Annotated in this window: 19 protein-coding genes; 16 read left to right on the top strand and 3 right to left on the bottom strand. The window is 67.6% G+C overall.

Annotation, left to right across the window (positions count from 1 at the left end; genetic code table 11):
- The first annotated feature begins 168 nt into the window (after window positions 1–168).
- From rpsM to ligD, 5 genes are all read left to right on the top strand, one after another.
- Window positions 169–549, top strand: coding sequence for a 30S ribosomal protein S13 (gene rpsM, locus IV501_RS12060; RefSeq protein ID WP_200556583.1), 381 nt, complete (start codon window positions 169–171; stop codon window positions 547–549).
- A 67-nt stretch (window positions 550–616) separates the two neighbouring features.
- A complete protein-coding gene (gene rpsK / locus IV501_RS12055; protein WP_200556582.1) occupies window positions 617–1,015 on the top strand; it encodes a 30S ribosomal protein S11 in 399 nt (132 codons plus the stop codon).
- Window positions 1,016–1,218: 203 nt separating this feature from the next.
- Window positions 1,219–2,214 carry a DNA-directed RNA polymerase subunit alpha gene (locus IV501_RS12050; protein ID WP_200556581.1) on the top strand — a complete coding sequence of 332 codons (996 nt, stop codon included), beginning with the start codon at window positions 1,219–1,221 and terminating at the stop codon, window positions 2,212–2,214.
- A gap of 42 nt (window positions 2,215–2,256) precedes the next feature.
- The gene (gene rplQ, locus IV501_RS12045) at window positions 2,257–2,838 is read left to right on the top strand and encodes a 50S ribosomal protein L17 (protein WP_200556580.1); all 582 of its coding nucleotides are present in this window, start codon (window positions 2,257–2,259) and stop codon (window positions 2,836–2,838) included.
- A gap of 91 nt (window positions 2,839–2,929) precedes the next feature.
- Window positions 2,930–3,949 carry a non-homologous end-joining DNA ligase gene (gene ligD / locus IV501_RS12040; RefSeq protein WP_200556579.1) on the top strand — a complete coding sequence of 340 codons (1,020 nt, stop codon included), beginning with the start codon at window positions 2,930–2,932 and terminating at the stop codon, window positions 3,947–3,949.
- A gap of 95 nt (window positions 3,950–4,044) precedes the next feature.
- Here the strand turns inward: ligD and IV501_RS12035 are convergent, their stop codons facing one another.
- Window positions 4,045–5,085, bottom strand: a complete 1,041-nt coding sequence (locus tag IV501_RS12035; RefSeq protein WP_234698516.1) for an ATP-dependent DNA ligase — start codon at window positions 5,083–5,085, stop codon at window positions 4,045–4,047.
- A gap of 37 nt (window positions 5,086–5,122) precedes the next feature.
- Complete coding sequence (locus tag IV501_RS12030) at window positions 5,123–7,015, bottom strand: acyltransferase family protein (protein WP_200556578.1); 1,893 nt, start codon at window positions 7,013–7,015, stop codon at window positions 5,123–5,125.
- A 91-nt stretch (window positions 7,016–7,106) separates the two neighbouring features.
- On the opposite strand from IV501_RS12030, the gene truA reads away from it, so the two are divergent.
- The 4 genes from truA (at window position 7,107) to glmM (ending at window position 10,515) form a co-directional block, all read left to right on the top strand.
- Window positions 7,107–8,000, top strand: a complete 894-nt coding sequence (gene truA, locus IV501_RS12025; RefSeq protein WP_200556577.1) for a tRNA pseudouridine(38-40) synthase TruA — start codon at window positions 7,107–7,109, stop codon at window positions 7,998–8,000.
- Window positions 8,001–8,168: 168 nt separating this feature from the next.
- Complete coding sequence (gene rplM / locus IV501_RS12020; protein WP_200556576.1) at window positions 8,169–8,615, top strand: 50S ribosomal protein L13; 447 nt, start codon at window positions 8,169–8,171, stop codon at window positions 8,613–8,615.
- A gap of 32 nt (window positions 8,616–8,647) precedes the next feature.
- Window positions 8,648–9,136 (top strand): 30S ribosomal protein S9, encoded by a 489-nt coding sequence (rpsI, locus tag IV501_RS12015; protein ID WP_200556575.1) that lies wholly within the window; start codon window positions 8,648–8,650, stop codon window positions 9,134–9,136.
- A gap of 17 nt (window positions 9,137–9,153) precedes the next feature.
- A complete protein-coding gene (gene glmM / locus IV501_RS12010) occupies window positions 9,154–10,515 on the top strand; it encodes a phosphoglucosamine mutase (RefSeq protein ID WP_200556574.1) in 1,362 nt (453 codons plus the stop codon).
- A gap of 248 nt (window positions 10,516–10,763) precedes the next feature.
- On the opposite strand, the gene coaA is transcribed toward glmM, so the two are convergent.
- Entirely contained in the window at window positions 10,764–11,726 is a 963-nt protein-coding gene (gene coaA, locus IV501_RS12005; protein WP_200556573.1) for a type I pantothenate kinase, read from the bottom strand.
- A gap of 78 nt (window positions 11,727–11,804) precedes the next feature.
- Here coaA and glmS point away from each other — a divergent pair, with 78 nt between their 5' ends.
- From glmS to tsaD, 7 genes are read left to right on the top strand one after another with little or no spacing between them, the layout of a single operon-like run.
- Window positions 11,805–13,661 carry a glutamine--fructose-6-phosphate transaminase (isomerizing) gene (gene glmS, locus IV501_RS12000; protein WP_200556572.1) on the top strand — a complete coding sequence of 619 codons (1,857 nt, stop codon included), beginning with the start codon at window positions 11,805–11,807 and terminating at the stop codon, window positions 13,659–13,661.
- Window positions 13,662–13,680: 19 nt separating this feature from the next.
- A complete protein-coding gene (locus IV501_RS11995) occupies window positions 13,681–14,052 on the top strand; it encodes a holo-ACP synthase (protein WP_200556571.1) in 372 nt (123 codons plus the stop codon).
- Window positions 14,049–15,155 (top strand): alanine racemase, encoded by a 1,107-nt coding sequence (gene alr / locus IV501_RS11990; protein ID WP_200556570.1) that lies wholly within the window; start codon window positions 14,049–14,051, stop codon window positions 15,153–15,155. Before IV501_RS11995 ends, alr begins: the two co-directional genes overlap by 4 nt.
- Entirely contained in the window at window positions 15,152–15,643 is a 492-nt protein-coding gene (gene tsaE, locus IV501_RS11985) for a tRNA (adenosine(37)-N6)-threonylcarbamoyltransferase complex ATPase subunit type 1 TsaE (protein WP_307812269.1), read from the top strand. The genes alr and tsaE overlap by 4 nt, the downstream gene beginning before the upstream one ends.
- Window positions 15,643–16,275 carry a tRNA (adenosine(37)-N6)-threonylcarbamoyltransferase complex dimerization subunit type 1 TsaB gene (gene tsaB / locus IV501_RS11980; RefSeq protein WP_200556569.1) on the top strand — a complete coding sequence of 211 codons (633 nt, stop codon included), beginning with the start codon at window positions 15,643–15,645 and terminating at the stop codon, window positions 16,273–16,275. The genes tsaE and tsaB overlap by 1 nt, the downstream gene beginning before the upstream one ends.
- The gene (gene rimI / locus IV501_RS11975; RefSeq protein ID WP_200556568.1) at window positions 16,275–16,787 is read left to right on the top strand and encodes a ribosomal protein S18-alanine N-acetyltransferase; all 513 of its coding nucleotides are present in this window, start codon (window positions 16,275–16,277) and stop codon (window positions 16,785–16,787) included. The genes tsaB and rimI overlap by 1 nt, the downstream gene beginning before the upstream one ends.
- Window positions 16,784–17,887 carry a tRNA (adenosine(37)-N6)-threonylcarbamoyltransferase complex transferase subunit TsaD gene (gene tsaD / locus IV501_RS11970; RefSeq protein ID WP_200556567.1) on the top strand — a complete coding sequence of 368 codons (1,104 nt, stop codon included), beginning with the start codon at window positions 16,784–16,786 and terminating at the stop codon, window positions 17,885–17,887. Before rimI ends, tsaD begins: the two co-directional genes overlap by 4 nt.
- The last annotated feature ends 17 nt before the right edge of the window (window positions 17,888–17,904 follow it).

Below are 17,904 nucleotides of genomic sequence, written 5' to 3'. Positions count from 1 at the left end.
GGATCCGCGACAGCGGGTCCGGTTCTCGCGAATACAACTGAATACGCACAGTACTGAATCAGTAAGAACAACAGCATCAGAACCGGGCAAGTCTCGGGGACACCAGTGGTTGGAGGCCACTGCACAGATGCTGCTGAAGACCTCCACTCACTACAGGGAGAAGCCACTATGGCTCGTCTAGCAGGAGTCGACATCCCGCGCGATAAGCGCGTCGAGGTCGCATTGACTTACATCTACGGCGTCGGACGCACGCGTGCACTCAAGACGCTCGCCGACACCAACATCAGCGGTGAGATCCGCGTCAAGGATCTGACCGATGACCAGCTCATCGCACTCCGCGACTACGTCGAAGGAAACTTCAAGGTGGAGGGTGACCTTCGCCGTGAGGTCGCAGCCGACATCCGTCGCAAGGTCGAAATCGGAAGCTACCAGGGCATCCGCCACCGTCGTGGTCTGCCCGTTCACGGACAGCGCACCAAGACCAACGCGCGCACCCGCAAGGGACCGAAGCGCACCGTCGCCGGCAAGAAGAAGGCCGGCCGTAAGTAACCAGCGCATCGCGCTGAGTTCCGGCCGCTTCGGCCAGCTCACGATTTAGATCTCAGGAGAGAAAAACATGGCAGCACCCAAGGCTGCGGCACGCAAGCCGCGTCGCAAAGAGAAGAAGAACATCGCTGTGGGCCAGGCCCACATCAAGAGCACCTTCAACAACACCATCGTGTCGATCACCGACCCGACCGGTGCGGTTATCAGCTGGGCATCGTCCGGCGGAGTCGGCTTCAAGGGTTCGCGCAAGTCGACCCCGTTCGCCGCTCAGCTCGCCGCCGAGTCCGCTGCGCGCCAGGCGCAGGAGCACGGCATGAAGAAGGTCGACGTCTTCGTCAAGGGACCGGGCTCCGGCCGCGAGACCGCGATCCGTTCGCTCCAGGCCGCTGGCCTCGAGGTCGGCTCGATCAGCGATGTCACCCCGCAGGCGCACAACGGTTGCCGCCCGCCCAAGCGTCGCCGCGTCTAACACCTTTCGCCTCATCGAGTGTGTCGAGCCCTCCCCGGAGTGATCCGGATGCGGGCTCGGCACGCTCGGTCGTCGGGTAGACCATCGGTCTGGCTCGTGAGCGCACAGTTTTCATCACGAATACAACTCAAAAACCGACCGGCCAGCCACCGGTCGAACGCACAAGTGTCAAATAGCGGACACTTCGCCGAAAGGAAACAACAGTGCTCATCGCACAGCGCCCCACTCTGACCGAAGAGAACATCTCCGAGTTCCGTTCGCGGTTCGTCATCGAGCCGCTCGAACCCGGTTTCGGTTACACCCTCGGCAACTCTCTTCGCCGCACCCTCCTCTCCTCCATCCCCGGCGCTGCTGTCACGAGCATCCGTCTCGACGGTGTGCTGCACGAGTTCAGCACCATCGCGGGGGTCAAGGAAGACGTCACCGAGATCATCCTGAACATCAAGGGTCTCGTCGTCTCCAGCGAGCACGACGAGCCGATCACCGCCTACCTGCGTAAGCAGGGCGCCGGCGAGGTCACCGCAGCTGACATCTCGGCTCCGGCCGGTGTCGAGATCCACAACCCGGAACTCGTCATCGCGACCCTCAACGACAAGGCGAAGTTCGAGCTCGAGCTCACCATCGAGCGTGGCCGCGGCTACGTCTCGGCTACCCAGAACCGCAGCGAGTTCAGCGAGGCCGGCCAGATTCCGGTCGACTCGATCTACTCGCCCGTGCTGAAGGTCACCTACCGTGTCGAGGCAACTCGTGCCGGTGAGCGCACCGACTTCGACCGCCTGGTCGTGGATGTCGAGACCAAGAACGCGATCACCCCGCGTGACGCGATCGCCTCGGCCGGCCGCACCCTGACCGAGCTGTTCGGCCTCGCCCGCGAGCTGAACACCGCGGCAGAGGGCATCGAGATCGGCCCGGCTCCGGTCGACGCCGTTCTCTCGAGCGAACTCAGCATGCCGATCGAAGACCTCGACCTGTCTGTGCGCAGCTACAACTGCCTCAAGCGCGAGGGAATCAACACTGTGAGCGAACTCGTCGCATTGTCGGAGACGCAGCTCATGAACATCCGCAACTTCGGCCAGAAGTCGGTCGACGAGGTGCGCGACAAGCTCGTGGAGATGGGCCTCTCGCTGAAGGATTCGGTCCCCGGATTCGACGGCGCCCACTTCTACAGCGGCTACGAAGACGACGAGACCACCGTCTAGTCCTTTCCGGCCTAGATACGTTTTGATACTGGAGAACTAGACATGCCTACACCTACCAAGGGACCCCGCCTCGGTGGAGGACCCGCGCACGAGCGTCTCATGCTCGCGAACCTCGCGGCCGCCCTCTTCACCCACAAGAGCATCAAGACGACCGAGACCAAGGCCAAGCGCCTGCGTCCGGTCGCCGAGCGGCTCATCACCTTCGCGAAGAAGGGCGACCTGCACAACCGTCGTCGTGCGCTCGCGATCATCGGCGACAAGAGCGTCATCCACGAGCTCTTCACCGAGATCGCGCCGCTCGTCGAGCACCGTGACGGCGGCTACACCCGCATCACCAAGCTCGGCTTCCGCAAGGGCGACAACGCGTCCATGGTGCAGATCGAGCTCGTGCTCGAGCCCGTGAACGCGAAGCCCAAGGCGAAGACCTCGACCAAGGCGCCGAAGGCTGCCCCGGTCGACGAGACTCCCGCCGAGGACGTTGTGGACGAGACCCCGGCCGAGGAGACCGCCGACGAGGCTGTCTCTGAGGAGACCCAGGAGCAGAAGGACGCCGTTTCGGAGGAGACCGCCGAGGTCGTCGCCGAGGGTGGACCCGCGCAGGACGCTCCCGAGGACGTCAAGTAGTCGTTCCGCTGTAACTCTCGAATGGCCCCGTCGACAGACGGGGCCATTCGTGTTTCACCGGCCGGTTCGTATTCGGCGTACATTTCGTCGCATGGCCAGTGAAGCGACGACGCTCGAAGTCCCCGGTCCCGACGGCCTGCGCGAGATGCGCGTCTCTAGTCCGTCCCGGGTGATCTGGCCCGAGGTCGGCATCACCAAACTCGACCTCGTGAAGTACCTCGTCGCGGTCGGCTCCGCTTTCGTCGAGGCGATAGGCGATCGTCCCGTGTCTCTTCAACGGTTCTCCGACACCATCGACGGTGAGCAGTTCTTTTCCAAGAATCCGCCGCGGGGTGTGCCGGATTTCATCCGCACCGTCGACGTGACCTTTCCGAGCGGTCGCACGCATCCGCAGCTCGTGATCGACGAGCCGGCGGCCGCGGTCTGGATGGCGCAGATGAACACCGTCGTGTTCCACCCCTGGCCGTCGCTTACAAGCAACACCGACAACCCCGACCAGGTGCGGATCGACCTCGACCCGCAGCCGGGCACCGACTTCGACGATGCCGTCACCGCCGCTTTCGCCCTGCGCGAGGTGCTGACCGAAGCAGGGCTCACCGCGTTCGTGAAGACCTCGGGCAACCGCGGCATCCATGTTTTCGCCCCGATTGCCGCCGAGCACGAGTTTCTCGACGTGCGCCACGGGGTGATCGCCGCCGCGCGCGAGTTGGAACGACGGATGCCGGAGCGGGTTACCACCGCCTGGTGGAAGGAGCAACGCGGCGAGCGAATCTTCGTCGATTTCAACCAGGCGGCGCGCGATCGCACCATGGCGGGGGCGTATAGCCCGCGCGCGCTTGCGACCGCGACCGTCTCAACGCCGGTGAGCTGGGGCGAGCTTGCGGATGTCGCCCCGACCGACTTCACGATCCTCACTGTTCCTCAGCGCCTCGCCACCGTCGGCGACCCCTGGCACGGTATGGCAGAGCACCGCGGCAGCATGACCACCCTGCTCGAGTGGTGGGAGCGTGACGTGTCGAACGGCCTAGGCGAGCTGCCCTTCCCGCCCGACTATCCGAAGATGCCGGGTGAGCCCCCGCGGGTGCAGCCGAGCCGAGCGAAGAAGCAGTAACCGCCCGCTCCGTTGATTGAGTGCGCCCTCTGGGGCGCTCGCGCATCGAAACCTTCGCGTGGTGGGTCTCGATACGCGTCCTCGTTAGTCGGGCCCTACTCGACCGGCGTTGAGAGCACCTCGGCGAGGTCGTAGCCCGCCGGAACCTCGAGTTGCTCGAACGTACAGGACCGAGCATCCCGATCCGGACGCCAGCGCAGAAACTGCACGGTATGCCGAAAGCGTTCGCCCTCCATCTGGTCGTACTTCACCTCGAGCACCCGTTCTGGGCGGAGGCGAACGAAGGACATGTCGCGACTGCCCGAGAAGCGGCTGCGCTCGCCCTCGCCGTGCGGGTCGTCGGCCACCAGTGGCGCGAGCTCGTCGATGAGTTCGCGCCGTCGCACGTCGGTGAAGGCCGACGCTCCGCCCACTCCGCGTAGTTCTCCTCGCGCGTCGTAGAGGCTGAGCAGTAGCGACCCGACCCCGCTCCCGCTCTTGTGCACGCGGTAGCCGGTGAGCACGACATCCGCTGTTCGCACGTGTTTGGTCTTGAGCATCAGCCGCTTACCCGGGGCATAGCCCGCGGCGAGCGGCTTGCTCACGACGCCGTCGAGTCCCGCTCCCTCGAACTCGACCAGCCAGCGGCGGGCGAGCGCGACATCCCGCGTCTGACGGGTGAGGTGCAGCGGCGCGCTCAGGTCGGCGAACAGCGTCTCGAGTGCGGCGCGACGGTCGGCGAACGGCGCATCGAGGAGGGACTCCGAGCCAAGGCCGAGGAGGTCGAACGCGACGAAAGAGGCTGGCGTCTCGACAGACAGCGACGCGACGCGGCTCGCGGCCGGATGGATGCGCTGCGACAGCGCCTCCCAGTCGAGGTGTTCGCCGCCTCCGATTGCGCTTCGCACGACGATCTCCCCGTCGAGCACGCAGGGCTGTGGCAACTGCCGCGCACACTCGGCCACGAGTTCGGGAAAGTAGCGGGTCAGGCTCTTCGCCCCGCGACTGCCGATCTCCACACTTTCGCCATCCCAGTACACGATGGCGCGAAAGCCGTCCCACTTCGGCTCGTAGCCGAGGCCGCCGGCGACGCTGTCTGGCTCGGGCACGATGGTCAGTGCTTTGGCGAGCATCGGCTCGATCGGATCGATGTCCATGCCCCGATCATGCTCCGCCCGCGCGATCGGCGATAGGTCAGCGCCTCAGCAGCGGGGGCACCTGGGGAAGCCAGAACTCTTGCGCGCCCTGCAGCGGAGGCAGGTCGTCGAGCCGCTGCAGTGCGGCCTTCACGCAGTCCACGTAGACCTGGCCACCGCGGGAGCCGGGATGGATCTGGTCCCGCGCCAGCAGATTCAGCTGGCCCGCGATCGCCTCCTGCCAGTGGGCGAGCTCCACGTTGCGATGCTCGTCGGCGAAGTGGCCGAGCTCGGTGTTAACCCCGGGCACCCAGCCGCGCGGAGCCTGCACGTCGACCACGACGATGCGATGCCCGCCACCGACGATGTGGTGGATGCGCTCGAGCACCGACTCGTCGACCGGGCCGTTGGTGCCGAGGCCGAGGATCAGGGTGCTGCGAAGGATTCCGGCATCCACCATGCCCTGCACGATCGCGGGAGCGGCGGATGCCTGACGCGAGACGACCGCGTCGATCGCGATTCCGGGAAAGGCGGCCTGCAATTCGGGCGCGGAGGCCAGCATGACGGAGTCGCCGATCGCCGTAATGTCCGCGCCAGCGGGAGGTGGGGGCAACTCCGTCGGCCCGGGGGTGGGGGTTCCCGGCGCGGCAGAGGGCGTTGGCGTCGGCGTTGGGGCGGCGGTGGCCGAGGCGATCGCCGCCTTGCCGCGCTCGATGAGCGCCTGCGCGTCCCCCTGATCCGGTTCTGCCAGCACGGCGACGGTCGTCGTTGCAACGAGCGCGCCGACGACCAGCACGGTGGCCGCGGTGCCGACACCTCGGATGCCACGCCAACCGCCGAACCAGCGCCCGGCGACCGCGCGGAACCCGTCACGACGTATCGGCTGCTCGAGGAATCGGTACGAGAGGGCCGCCGCCGTGACGGTGATCGCGGCAGCCACTCCGCCGAGCAGCCAGCCGCTGCCGCCGGTGCGTTCCCACGACGGGAAGGCGGCGACCAGCAACACGAAGACGGGCCAGTGCCACAGGTAGATTCCGTAAGAGCGGGTGCCGACCCAGCGCAGCGGGGCCAGGTCGAGTGCCCGTCCGAGCGGTGACCCTGGCGTGATCGACCCCCAGATGACGATGGCGGTCAGCAGCGCGACGGCGACCAATCCGCCGCGGTAGACGAGCGGGGCATCCGTCGTGAAAACCGACGCGACGACGACCAGCGCGGCGAGCGACAGCGCCCCGAGGATGGGGGCGAGCACCCGGAACCAGCGGGCGGCGACCAGTCGAGAGACGGTCCAGCGGGAGGTGAGGATGGCGAGGACCGCGCCGATCGCCAGCCCGAAGCTGTGCGTGTCGGTGCCGTAATAGACGCGCGTCGCGTCCCCAGCCGGAGGGAACAGTACGGCCATGGCTACGGCGGAACCGGCGGCGATGATCGCCACGATCGCCACGCGCACCCGGCGGGAACGGATGAGGGCGAGCGGCAGCACGAGCAGCGGCCAGACCAGGTAGAACTGTTCCTCCACCGCGAGCGACCAGAGATTGCGGAACAGCTCGGGCGCGGTCTCGTCGAAGTAGCTCTGGTCGTTCGCCACCGCCACCCAGTTGCTGCTGAAGGTCACCGCCCCGAGCAGCTGCCGACCGAGATGCAGCAGCACGTCCCCGCCGATCAGCCAGGCCACCGCGGAGCAGACCAGCAGCAGCGCGCCGAGGGCGGGGAGCAAGCGCCGGGCGCGACGCAACCAGAACGCCCGGAGGCGCAGGCGACCCGTGGTCTCGCGCTCTCGAAGCACCAGCCCGGTGATGAGGAATCCGCTGATCACGAAGAAGATGTCGACGCCGAGAAATCCGCCGGTGAGCGCGCCGGGGCTCAGGTGATAGACGAGCACCGCGAGCACGGCGATCGCCCGGAGTCCGTCGAGGCCGGGGAGGTGCGCGGAGCGGGGGGAGGGGGAAGACATGGAGTGATCAAGCTTCCCCCGTCGTGGCGGCAAGGTCAAAAGCGCACGGTGAAACGGGCCGGGTGAAACCGGCCAGCCTAGAATCGATGGAATGAGCACGGGGGAAGATGCGGTCGACGAACCGACCACCCGTTTTCGCCTCGACATCGCGTACGACGGCACCGCGTTCAGCGGCTGGACCCGTCAGCCCGACCTCCGCACCGTGCAGGGCGACCTCGAAGAAGCACTGAAGACCGTCTTCGGCCGAGTCGGTCCGCCTCCCGCGCTCACCGTCGCCGGGAGAACGGATGCCGGCGTGCACGCGCTCGGCCAGGTGGCTCACGTCGACCTCACCGACCGTCAGATCGCCGTGTTGCAGCGTCGCCGCGGCAAGCTGCCGCCCGCCACGGATGCAGCCAGCACGCTGCGTCGTCGCCTCAACGGCATCGCCGGACTGGAGACGGATGTCTACGTCTCCCGCGCATCCGTCGCGCCGAGCGGCTTCGACGCCCGGTTCTCCGCGATCTGGCGTCGGTACGAGTACCGCGTCGCCGACAATCTCGGCCTGCGCGATCCGCTCGCCCGTAATCGCACGGTCTGGTACCCGGCAACGCTCGGGGTGGACGCGATGGATGCCGCGGCATCCACTCTCGTCGGTCTCCACGACTTCGGCACGTTCTGCAAGCCGCGCGAGGGAGCGACGACCATCCGCACCCTGCAGGACTTCCGCTGGAGTCGTCTGCCCGACGGAGTCTTGCTCGCGAGTGTCAAGGCCGATGCCTTCTGCCACAGCATGGTGCGCGCTCTCGTCGGCGCGAGCATCTCGGTGGGGGAGGGCAAGCTCGACCCGTCGCAACTCGTCGTGCTGCGGGACCGGCTGGAGCGCACCAGCGACTTCCGGGTGGCGCCGGCCCGCGGCCTCACCCTGATGCAGGTCGGGTACCCCGAGGATGCCGGGCTCGCCCTGCGTGCGGAGCAGACTCGTGCCAGGCGCGCATCCGTTTGACCCTCGGGCCCGGAATCGACTACTGTAGACCCTTGGTGCCAGCGCCGCTTTGCGCTGCACCCGAAGTTGAGCCCTCCACCGGCAGCATTCCCCTCACATCGTGATCGAAATGCCCATCGGAGTGGGATTCACGAACGCCTCATTTCGACTGAAGAAAGCAGCACTACTGTGACGCGCACCTTTTCTCCCAAGCCCGACGATGTTCAGCGCGAATGGCTGATCATCGACGCGACTGACGTCGTCCTCGGCCGACTCGCCACCCACGCAGCTGTTCTGCTGCGCGGAAAGCACAAGGCCACCTTCGCCCCCCACATGGACATGGGCGACTTCGTCATCATCATCAACGCCGAGAAGGTGGCCCTCACCGGCTCCAAGCTCGCGCAGAAGAAGGCCTACCGCCACTCGGGTTACCCGGGCGGCCTGACGGCGACCACCTACTCCGAGATGCTGGAGAAGCACCCGACGCGCGCCGTCGAGAAGGCCATCCGTGGCATGCTCCCCAAGAACTCGATCGGACGCGCACAGCTCACGAAGCTGAAGGTCTACGCGGGCGCCGAGCACCCCCACGCTGCCCAGCAGCCCAAGACCTACACTTTCGGCCAGGTCGCGCAGTAGCGCCGACCAGAGATACATAAGGACTTCACATCATGGCGAAGATCGCAGATTCCCTCGACGAGAGCGTTGTCGAGAGCTACACCACCGAGAGTGCACCCGAGGCCGCCGTCAAGGTTCCTCGCGCCGTTCTCAACGTTCCCGGCGCAGCCGTCGGCCGTCGCAAGCAGGCCATTGCCCGCGTACGCATCGTTCCCGGCTCCGGCAACTTCACGGTCAACGGCCGTGAGCTCGCCGACTACTTCCCGAACAAGCTGCACCAGCAGCTGATCAACGACCCGTTCAAGGTCCTCGACCTGCTCGGCAGCTACGACGTCGTCGCGCGCATCACCGGTGGTGGCCCCTCCGGCCAGGCCGGCGCGCTGCGTCTCGGCATCGCCCGCTCGCTGAACCTCATCGACGAAGAGAACAACCGCGCTTCGCTCAAGAAGGCCGGCTTCCTCAGCCGCGACGCTCGCGTCAAAGAGCGTAAGAAGGCTGGACTCAAGAAGGCCCGTAAGGCGCCTCAGTTCTCGAAGCGCTAACCAGCGCTGTAGCTGCCATGCCCCGCCTTTTCGGCACCGACGGAGTTCGGGGCCTTGCGAACGACGGCCTGACGGTCGAGCTGGCCCTCGGGCTGGCTCAGGCCGCGGCCGTCGTTCTTGGCAAGGGGCGGATGGCCGATGGCCGTCGCGCCTCCGGCCGTCGCCCCATCGCCGTCGTCGCCCGTGACCCTCGCGTCTCCGGGGAGTTCATCTCCGCGGCCGTCGCCGCCGGACTCGCCAGCTCCGGGGTCGACATCTACGACGCCGGAGTGATCCCGACTCCCGCCCTCGCCTTCCTCGTCGCCGATTTCGACGCCGACTTCGGCGTGATGATCTCCGCGTCGCACAACCCGGCGCCAGACAACGGCATCAAATTCTTCGCCGTGGGCGGAACCAAGCTTCCGGATGAGGTCGAAGACCGCATCGAAGCAGCGCTCGGCGAGCGCAAGCTCGCCCCCACCGGCGTCGAGGTCGGACGCATCCGCCGCTTCGCCGACGCGGAAGACCGCTACGTCGTGCACCTGTTGTCGACGCTCAAGAACCGGCTCGACGGCATCCATGTCGTGCTCGACTGCGCCAACGGCGCGGCCGCGGGCATTTCTCCCGAGGTGTTCACGGACGCCGGGGCGAAGGTCACCCTGATCGGTGCAGACCCTGACGGCTACAACATCAATGACGGAGTCGGGTCCACCCACCTCGACAACCTCGCGCGGGCAGTCCTCGCTCACGGTGCCGACGTCGGCATCGCGCACGACGGCGATGCTGACCGCTGCCTCGCGGTCGATGCGGCCGGCAACATCGTCGACGGCGATCAGATCATGGCGATCCTCGCGCTGGCGATGAAAGAACGCGGCGAGCTCAAGGATGACACCCTCGTCGCCACGGTGATGAGCAACCTCGGGCTCAAAATCGCGATGGCGGAACACGGCATCACCCTGCTGCAGACCGCGGTCGGCGACCGCTATGTGCTCGAGACCCTCAACGACCGCGGCCTGAGCCTCGGCGGCGAGCAGTCCGGTCACGTGATCATGACCGAGAACGCGACGACCGGCGACGGCATCCTCACCGGCCTCCAGCTGGTGGCGGAGATGGCACGCACCGGCAAGTCGCTGGCCGAGTTGGCATCGGTGATGACCGTCTACCCGCAGATCATGATCAACGTGCGCGGGGTCGATCACCACGCGCTGAAGACGGATCAGGTCATCGCGACCGCCGTCATCGCTGCCGAGGAGCGCCTGGGTGAGACCGGACGCGTACTGCTGCGGCCGTCGGGAACCGAGCCGCTCGTGCGCGTGATGGTCGAGGCCGAGCACCAGGCGATCGCCGACGAGATTGCGGCGGACCTCGCCGAGGTAGTGCGCGAGCGCCTCACCGTCTGATCTGCGCCTCACCGTCTGATCTGTTGGTTGAGTAGCGCGCGAGGAACGAGCACGCGTATCGAAACCCGCACGGCCGCCATCCCGGTCCCGCTCACTTTCCGAAATGAAGGCGAAACGCGCCGCCACGCCGCCGAGCGGCTTATCGATGCGGCGTGGCGGCGATTTCGGCCTGCATTTCGGAAGTGGAGGGGGGCGGATGATGCGCGCCCCGACACGCAGGATGTCTCCCGCCCGCCGTCGAGGCGATGCTAGAGCTTGCGGAGCAGAACGCTGCTGACCGCGTGGTCGGTGCCCTTGCGCAGCACCAGGTCGGCGCGCGAGCGCGTCGGCAGCACGTTCTCGATCAGGTTGGGCTCGTTGATCTGCGACCAGAAGCCGCGAGCCAGTCGCTTCGCCTCGTCGAGCTCAAGCCCGGCGAAGCGGTGGAAATACGACTTCGGGTTGGCGAACGCGCCCTCGCGCAGTGCGAGAAAGCGCTCCTCGTACCAGGTCGCGATGTCGGCGGTGCGGGCATCCACGTAGATGGTGAAGTCGAACAGGTCACTGACCGCGAGCCCGTGGCCGTCGCTCGGTGGTTGCAGCACGTTGAGGCCCTCGACGATCAGGATGTCCGGGCGGCGCACAACGATCTCGGCATCCCGCACGATGTCGTAGCTCAGATGTGAATAGAACGGAGCACGCACCTCGGCGGCACCACTCTTCACCTTGGTGACGAAGCGCAGCAGCGCGCGGCGGTCGTACGACTCGGGAAAGCCCTTGCGATCCATGATCCCGCGGCGCTCGAGCTCGGCGTTGGTGTGCAGAAACCCGTCGGTGGTCACCAGCTCGACGCGGGGGGTGTCATCCCAGCGCGACAGCAACTCGCGCAGCAGGCGTGCCACCGTGGATTTGCCGACGGCGACGGAGCCGGCGACCCCGATCACGAACGGGGTGGTCTGGATGTCGTCCCGCCGCAAGAACCTGCTCGTGTCGCGGTGCAGGCGACGCGCGCCGACCGCATACAGACTCAGCAATTTGCTCAGCGGCAGATAGACCTCGCTCACCTCGCGCATGTCGAGGCGGTCTCCGAGGCCGCGCAGTTCGACCAGCTCGGTGGCGGTTAGCGGCAGCTCCGTGGTCGGTGCGAGAGCGGCCCAGTCGGCGCGGTCGATCTCGACGAAAGGAGTAGCGCTGCCGCCGTTTGCTGTGTGGCCGGAACCGTGCTCAGACATAGGGCACCAGGGTACCCGGCGCGAACGGATGCCGCGGCTCGCCGCTCCCACAGCATCCGTACCGTAAAATCGACGACCATGTGTGGAATCGTGGGATATGTCGGAGCAGACCAGAGCGTCGAGGTACTGCTGGGAGGGCTTCGTCGACTGGAATACCGGGGATACGACTCCGCCGGCCTCGCCGTGATCGACCCCCACGGCGACCTGCACACCCGCAAGCGCGCCGGCAAGCTCCAGGTGCTCATCGACGACCTCGACGAGTCGAACCTCCAGAACGGGTCGACCGGCATCGGCCACACCCGCTGGGCCACGCACGGTGGTCCGAACGATGAGAACGCGCACCCGCACCTCGGCGACGACGGCAAGCTCGCGCTCATCCACAACGGCATCATCGAAAACTTCTCCGAGCTGAAGGCCGAACTGCTGGCAGAGCACCCCGAGACGGTGTTCGCGAGCGAGACCGACAGCGAGGTCGCCGCACTGCTCGTCGGGTACCAGTACCAGCAGACCCACGACCTGTCGCTCGCCCTCCGCAACGTCGTCGGCCGCCTCCACGGCGCCTTCACGCTGCTCGTGCTGCACGAGGACGAGCCCGGCGTTGTCGTCGGCGCACGCCGCAACTCCCCGCTGGTGATCGGCCTGGGCGACGGCGAGAACTTCCTCGGCTCCGACGTCGCGGCGTTCGTCGAGTACACCCACCGCGCGATGGAGATCGGCCAGGACCAGGTCGTGACCATCCGCAAGGATTCCGTCACCGTGACCGACTTCGACGGCGTGCCGGTCGAGACCCGCGAGTTCGAGGTCGCCTGGGATGCCTCCGCTGCCGAGAAGGGCGGCTGGTCGAGCTTCATGGCGAAGGAGATCAGCGAGCAGCCCGCCGCGATCGCCAACACCCTGATCGGTCGCATCAGCGACGGCGCCGTGAAGCTGCCCGAGCTCGATGCGCTCGGCCCGGACATCCTCACCGACATCACCCGCGTGGTGTTCCTCGGCTGCGGTACCGCCGCGTACGCCGCGATGCTCGGCCAGTATGCGATCGAGAAGTGGGCGCACATCCCCGTGACGGTGGAGCTCTCGCACGAGTTCCGCTATCGCGACCCGGTGATCGACAACCGCACCCTGGTCGTCTCGATCAGCCAGTCCGGCGAGACCATGGACACGCTCATGGCGGTCAAGTACGCCAAGGAGCTCGGCGCCCGCACCCTCTCGATCTGCAACACCCAGGGCTCGACCATCCCGCGCGAGTCGGATGCCGTGCTCTACACGCACGCCGGCCCCGAGGTCGCCGTCGCCTCGACGAAGGCCTTCGTGGCCCAGATCGCCGCCATCTACCTGTTCGGTCTGCACCTCGCCAGCGTGCGCGGTGAGCTGGATGCCGCGGCCGTCGCCGGGCTCACGGCCGAGCTCGCCGCTCTCCCCGCCCAGCTCGAGACCGTCATCGAGCAGAAGGATTCGATCAGCCAGCTCGCCGGCTGGATGGTCGACACCCGCTCCGTCATCTTCCTCGGCCGTCACGCCGGCTACCCGATCGCCCTGGAGGGCGCGCTCAAGCTCAAGGAGCTGGCGTACATCCACGCGGAGGGCTTCGCCGCCGGCGAGCTGAAGCACGGCCCGATCGCCCTGATCGAGCCCGGCCAGCCCGTCTTCGTCGTGGTGCCGAGCCCGCGCGGAGAGAACTCGCTGCACCCCAAGGTGATCTCCAACATCCAGGAGATCCGCGCGCGCGGCGCCCGTATCCTCGCGATCGCCGAGGAGGGCGACGTCTCGGTGCTGCCCTTCGCCGACACGGTCATCCGCATCCCGCTCGCCTCGACGCTGTTCGAGCCGGTGCTCGCGGTCGCCCCGCTGCAGATCTTCGCCATGGAGCTCGCCGCGGCCAAGGGCCTCGACGTCGACCAGCCGCGCAACCTGGCCAAGTCGGTCACGGTTGAATGAGCCCATCGGCTAGCTTCAGATGATCGTCGGGATCGGTATCGACGTGGTCGACCTCGCGAGGTTCGAGCGCGCGGCCGATCGCACCCCGGCGCTGCTGAAGCGGCTCTTCGCCGACTCCGAGCAGCTCGACGGTGACGACCGACGCCCATTGCGCTCGATGGCGGCGAGGTTCGCGGCCAAGGAGGCACTGATCAAGGCGCTCGGCGACTCCACCGGAGTGCGCTGGCACGACATGGCGGTGGTCTCCGACGGCCTGCGCAACCCGTCGTTCGAGGTGTACGGCGCGCTCGCCGACATCGTGGCGGCAAAAGGCATCACCCGCATCCATCTGTCGATGAGTCACGATGCCGGGGTGGCCATGGCCTACGTCGTCGCGGAGGGAAACGGATGACCGAGCGCCCGTTCCGCGAGGCCCGCATCGATCTCGGTGCCATCGCCCACAATCTCGACGTGCTGCGCAGCACCGCGCCGAGCCGACTATCGATGGCGGTCGTCAAGTCGCGCGGCTATGGCCACGGTGCCGTGCCGGTGGCCCGCACCGCCGTGGAGCATGGCATCGACTGGCTCGGCGTCGTGTCGATCGAGGAGGCGCTGGAGCTGCGTGCAGCGAACATCCGCGTTCCGATCCTCAGCTGGTTGCACGACCCGCAGGCCGATTTCCGGTCGGCGATCGACGCGGGCATCGACATCGGGGTGAGCTATGCCGAGCAGCTCGAGCGCGTTGCGGCGATTGGCGGCCCGGCCGTCGTGCAGCTCAAGGTCGACACGGGCCTCGGTCGCAACGGCGCGGGACCGGATGACTGGCCTGCCATGGTCGCGCTGGCGGTCGAGCACCAGCGCGCGGGTCGGCTCCACGTCCGCGGCATCTGGAGCCACCTGGCCAATGCGGGTCGCGCCGCCGACCTCGCCCAGGTGGACGCCTTCGACACCGCCGTCGAGGTCGCCCGTGCCGCCGGCCTCGACCCAGAGCTGCTGCACCTTGCCGCCACCGCCGGCGGCCTGAGCCTGCCCGAGGCGCGCTACGACCTGGTGCGCTGGGGCATCGGCGTCTACGGGCTGTCGCCGTTCGACGACGTCCCCTCCGCCGAACTGGATCTTCGACCTGCCCTCGAACTCAGTGCGCGGGTCGCGAGCGTCAAACGGATGCCGGCCGGCAGCGGCATCTCCTACGGTCACGACTACGTCACTCCGCACGCCACCACCCTGGCGCTCGTGCCACTCGGATACGCCGACGGCATCCCGCGCCAGGCATCCGGCCGCGGCCCGGTCTCGATCGGGGGAGTGACCTATCCCGTCGCCGGGCGGATCGCCATGGATCAGGTCGTCGTCGACGTCGGTGACGCCGACGTGCGCGTGGGGGATCGGGCCGTGCTGATCGGGGATCCTGCCGCGGGAGTACCGAGCGCGAGCGACTGGGCCACGGCCGCGGACACCATCAACTACGAGATCGTCACCCGCCTCGACGGACGCATCGAGCGGACCTACCTGCCGTGATCGTCACCGTGTCCAGCCCTGAAGAGATGAATGAGCTCGGCGCCGCCATCGCGCGGCAGCTGCGCGCCGGCGACCTGGTCGCGCTCGACGGCGAGCTCGGTGCGGGTAAGACTACCTTCACCCGGGGCCTCGGCGAAGAACTCCAGGTGCGCGGTGCCGTGACCAGCCCGACCTTCGTGCTGGCGCGCACCCATCCCCGCCCGGACGGGCCCCCGCTCGTTCACGTCGACGCCTACCGGCTCGGCAGCCCGGCCGAGCTCGACGATCTCGACATCGACTTCGCCGGCTCCATCGTGGTGGTGGAGTGGGCGGCCGGGATGCTCGACGGCATCACCGAGGACTGGCTAGGACTGCAGATCACGCGGCCCCGTGGCTCGCGGAACGCCGAGGCCAGCACGGACGAGGGCGTGGAGCCGCGCACCGTGGAGATCACTCCGCACGGGGAACGCTGGGCCGAGTTCGCGCTTCCCGGCTTTAAACTGTCCTGATGCTTCTCGCCATCGATACCTCAGCCGGCACGAGCGTTTCCGTCGTCGACCGGGACCGTGGGGTCATCGCCGAGGTGGGCGAGGCCGACACGCGACGCCACGCCGAGGTGGTTGGCGAACTCATCCAGCTGTGTCTCGACCAGTCCGGGGTGCCGGTAACCGCCCTGTCCGGTGTCGTTGCCGGAATGGGTCCAGGGCCTTTCACCGGCCTGCGGGTCGGCATCGCTGCCGCCCAGGCCTTCGCGCTCGGCGCAGCCAAGCCGGTGGTGCGCGTCGTCAGCCACGACGCAATCGCGTTCGGCCATTACGCCGCGGGCAACGATGGTCCGCTGCTGGTGGTGACGGATGCCCGCCGGCGCGAGGTGTACTGGACCGCATACTCCGGCGTCGACGAGTTCGGGCTCCCGGCGCGGGTGCAGGGGCCGGCGCTGTCCCGTCCGATCGACGTGCCCGAGTCGGTTCTCGACTTCGCGAGCTTTCAGCGGCTGGACGCGGAGGAGGTCTCTGCGGCATCCCTCGGTCTTCTCGCCGAAGGGCTGTATTTTCACGGCCGCCCGTTCGCCGGACGCGAGCCGCTCTACCTCCGCGCGCCGGATGCCGTCGTGCCGGGCGCGCCCAAGCGGGTGAGCTGATGACCTGGAAGCTCCGCCGCGCCACCGAGGCCGACCTCGATCCGATCATGCACCTCGAGACCAGCACCTTCACCAGCGATGCCTGGACGCCGACCGCGATGCTCGGTGACCTGCGCAGCCGGCACTGCTACTACCTGGTCGCCGAACGGGTGGACGACCCGGCGGTTATCGAGGGATACGCCGGCCTGTTCGCGCCGGAGGGGGCGCAGGAGGGTGACATCCAGACCATCGCTGTCGCGGCATCCGCTCGCCGGGGCGGGCTGGGACGTGCGCTCATGCAGGCGCTCATCACCGAGGCAACCAAGCGCGGCGCCCGCGAGCTGTTTCTCGAGGTGCGTGCGGACAATCCGAATGCGCAACACCTGTACGAGACCCTGGGCTTCGAGGAGATCGCCGTGCGCGTCGCCTACTACCAACCGGATGGGGTCGACGCGAACGTGATGCGTCTCGCGATCGAGAAGCCGCGGCTGAGCCCGGCGGTAGGCCACGAACGAACGGCGGCGCAACAATGAACGGCGCGGAAGTGAACGGCGCGGAAATAAGCATCAGCGAACCTCTCGTGCTCGGCATCGAGACGAGTTGCGACGAGACCGGTGTCGGCATCGTGCGCGGAAGCACCCTGCTCGCCAACGTGATCGCGTCGTCGATGGAGGAGCACGCTCGCTTCGGCGGCGTGGTACCCGAGATCGCCGCGCGCGCTCACCTCGAGGCGATGACCCCGGCCATCACCGCGGCGCTCGCGGAGGCGGGGGTCACCCTGCAGGATCTCGACGCCATCGCTGTCACCAGCGGCCCAGGACTCGCCGGCGCGCTGATGGTCGGAGTTGGTGCGGCGAAGGCGCTGTCGGTCGCCCTCGACACCCCGCTCTACGCGGTCAACCATCTCGTCGGCCACGTCGGCGCCGACGTGCTGGACGGGCCACTGGCGGCCTCTCCCACCGACGGGCCGCTCGAGTACCCGACCATCGCGCTACTGGTCTCCGGCGGTCACACCTCATTGCTGCTGGTGCGCGACCTGGTCTCCGATGTCGAGCTGCTCGGCGAGACCATCGACGACGCCGCCGGCGAAGCCTTCGACAAAGTTGCTCGCCTGCTCGGCCTGCCATACCCCGGCGGCCCGGAGATTGACCGCGCTGCTGTCGGCGGCGACCCCAAAGCCATCCGCTTCCCGCGCGGTCTCACCCAGCAGAAGGATGCCGCGAAGCACCGCTACGACTTCTCCTTCTCCGGACTCAAGACCGCCGTTGCTCGCTACACCGAGCAGTGCACGGATGCCGGCGTGCCGATCCCCATCGCGGATGTCGCAGCCAGTTTCCGCGAGGCTGTCGCCGACGTGCTGCTCACCAAGGCGATCGCGGCCTGTCGTGATCACGATGTGCCGCGCCTGCTGCTGGGCGGCGGAGTCGTGGCAAATGCGCGCATCCGCCAGCTCGCCGAGGAGCGCTGCGCAGCCGCGGGAATCGAGCTGAGAATCCCGCCGCTGTCGCTGTGCACCGACAACGGTGCGATGATCGCGGCGCTCGGAGCGCAGCTGATCATGGCCGGGCACGAGCCCTCCGGCCTCGCCTTCGGGGCGGACTCCACACTGTCGGTGACCGACATCCAGGCTTAAAGTGCTGATGACGACTC

This window comes from Lacisediminihabitans changchengi (assembly GCF_016634425.1).
Classification (GTDB): domain Bacteria; phylum Actinomycetota; class Actinomycetes; order Actinomycetales; family Microbacteriaceae; genus Lacisediminihabitans; species Lacisediminihabitans changchengi.
The sequence above is the reverse complement of the archived record's forward strand: the minus strand, read 5'-3'. Positions and strand labels throughout refer to the sequence as shown.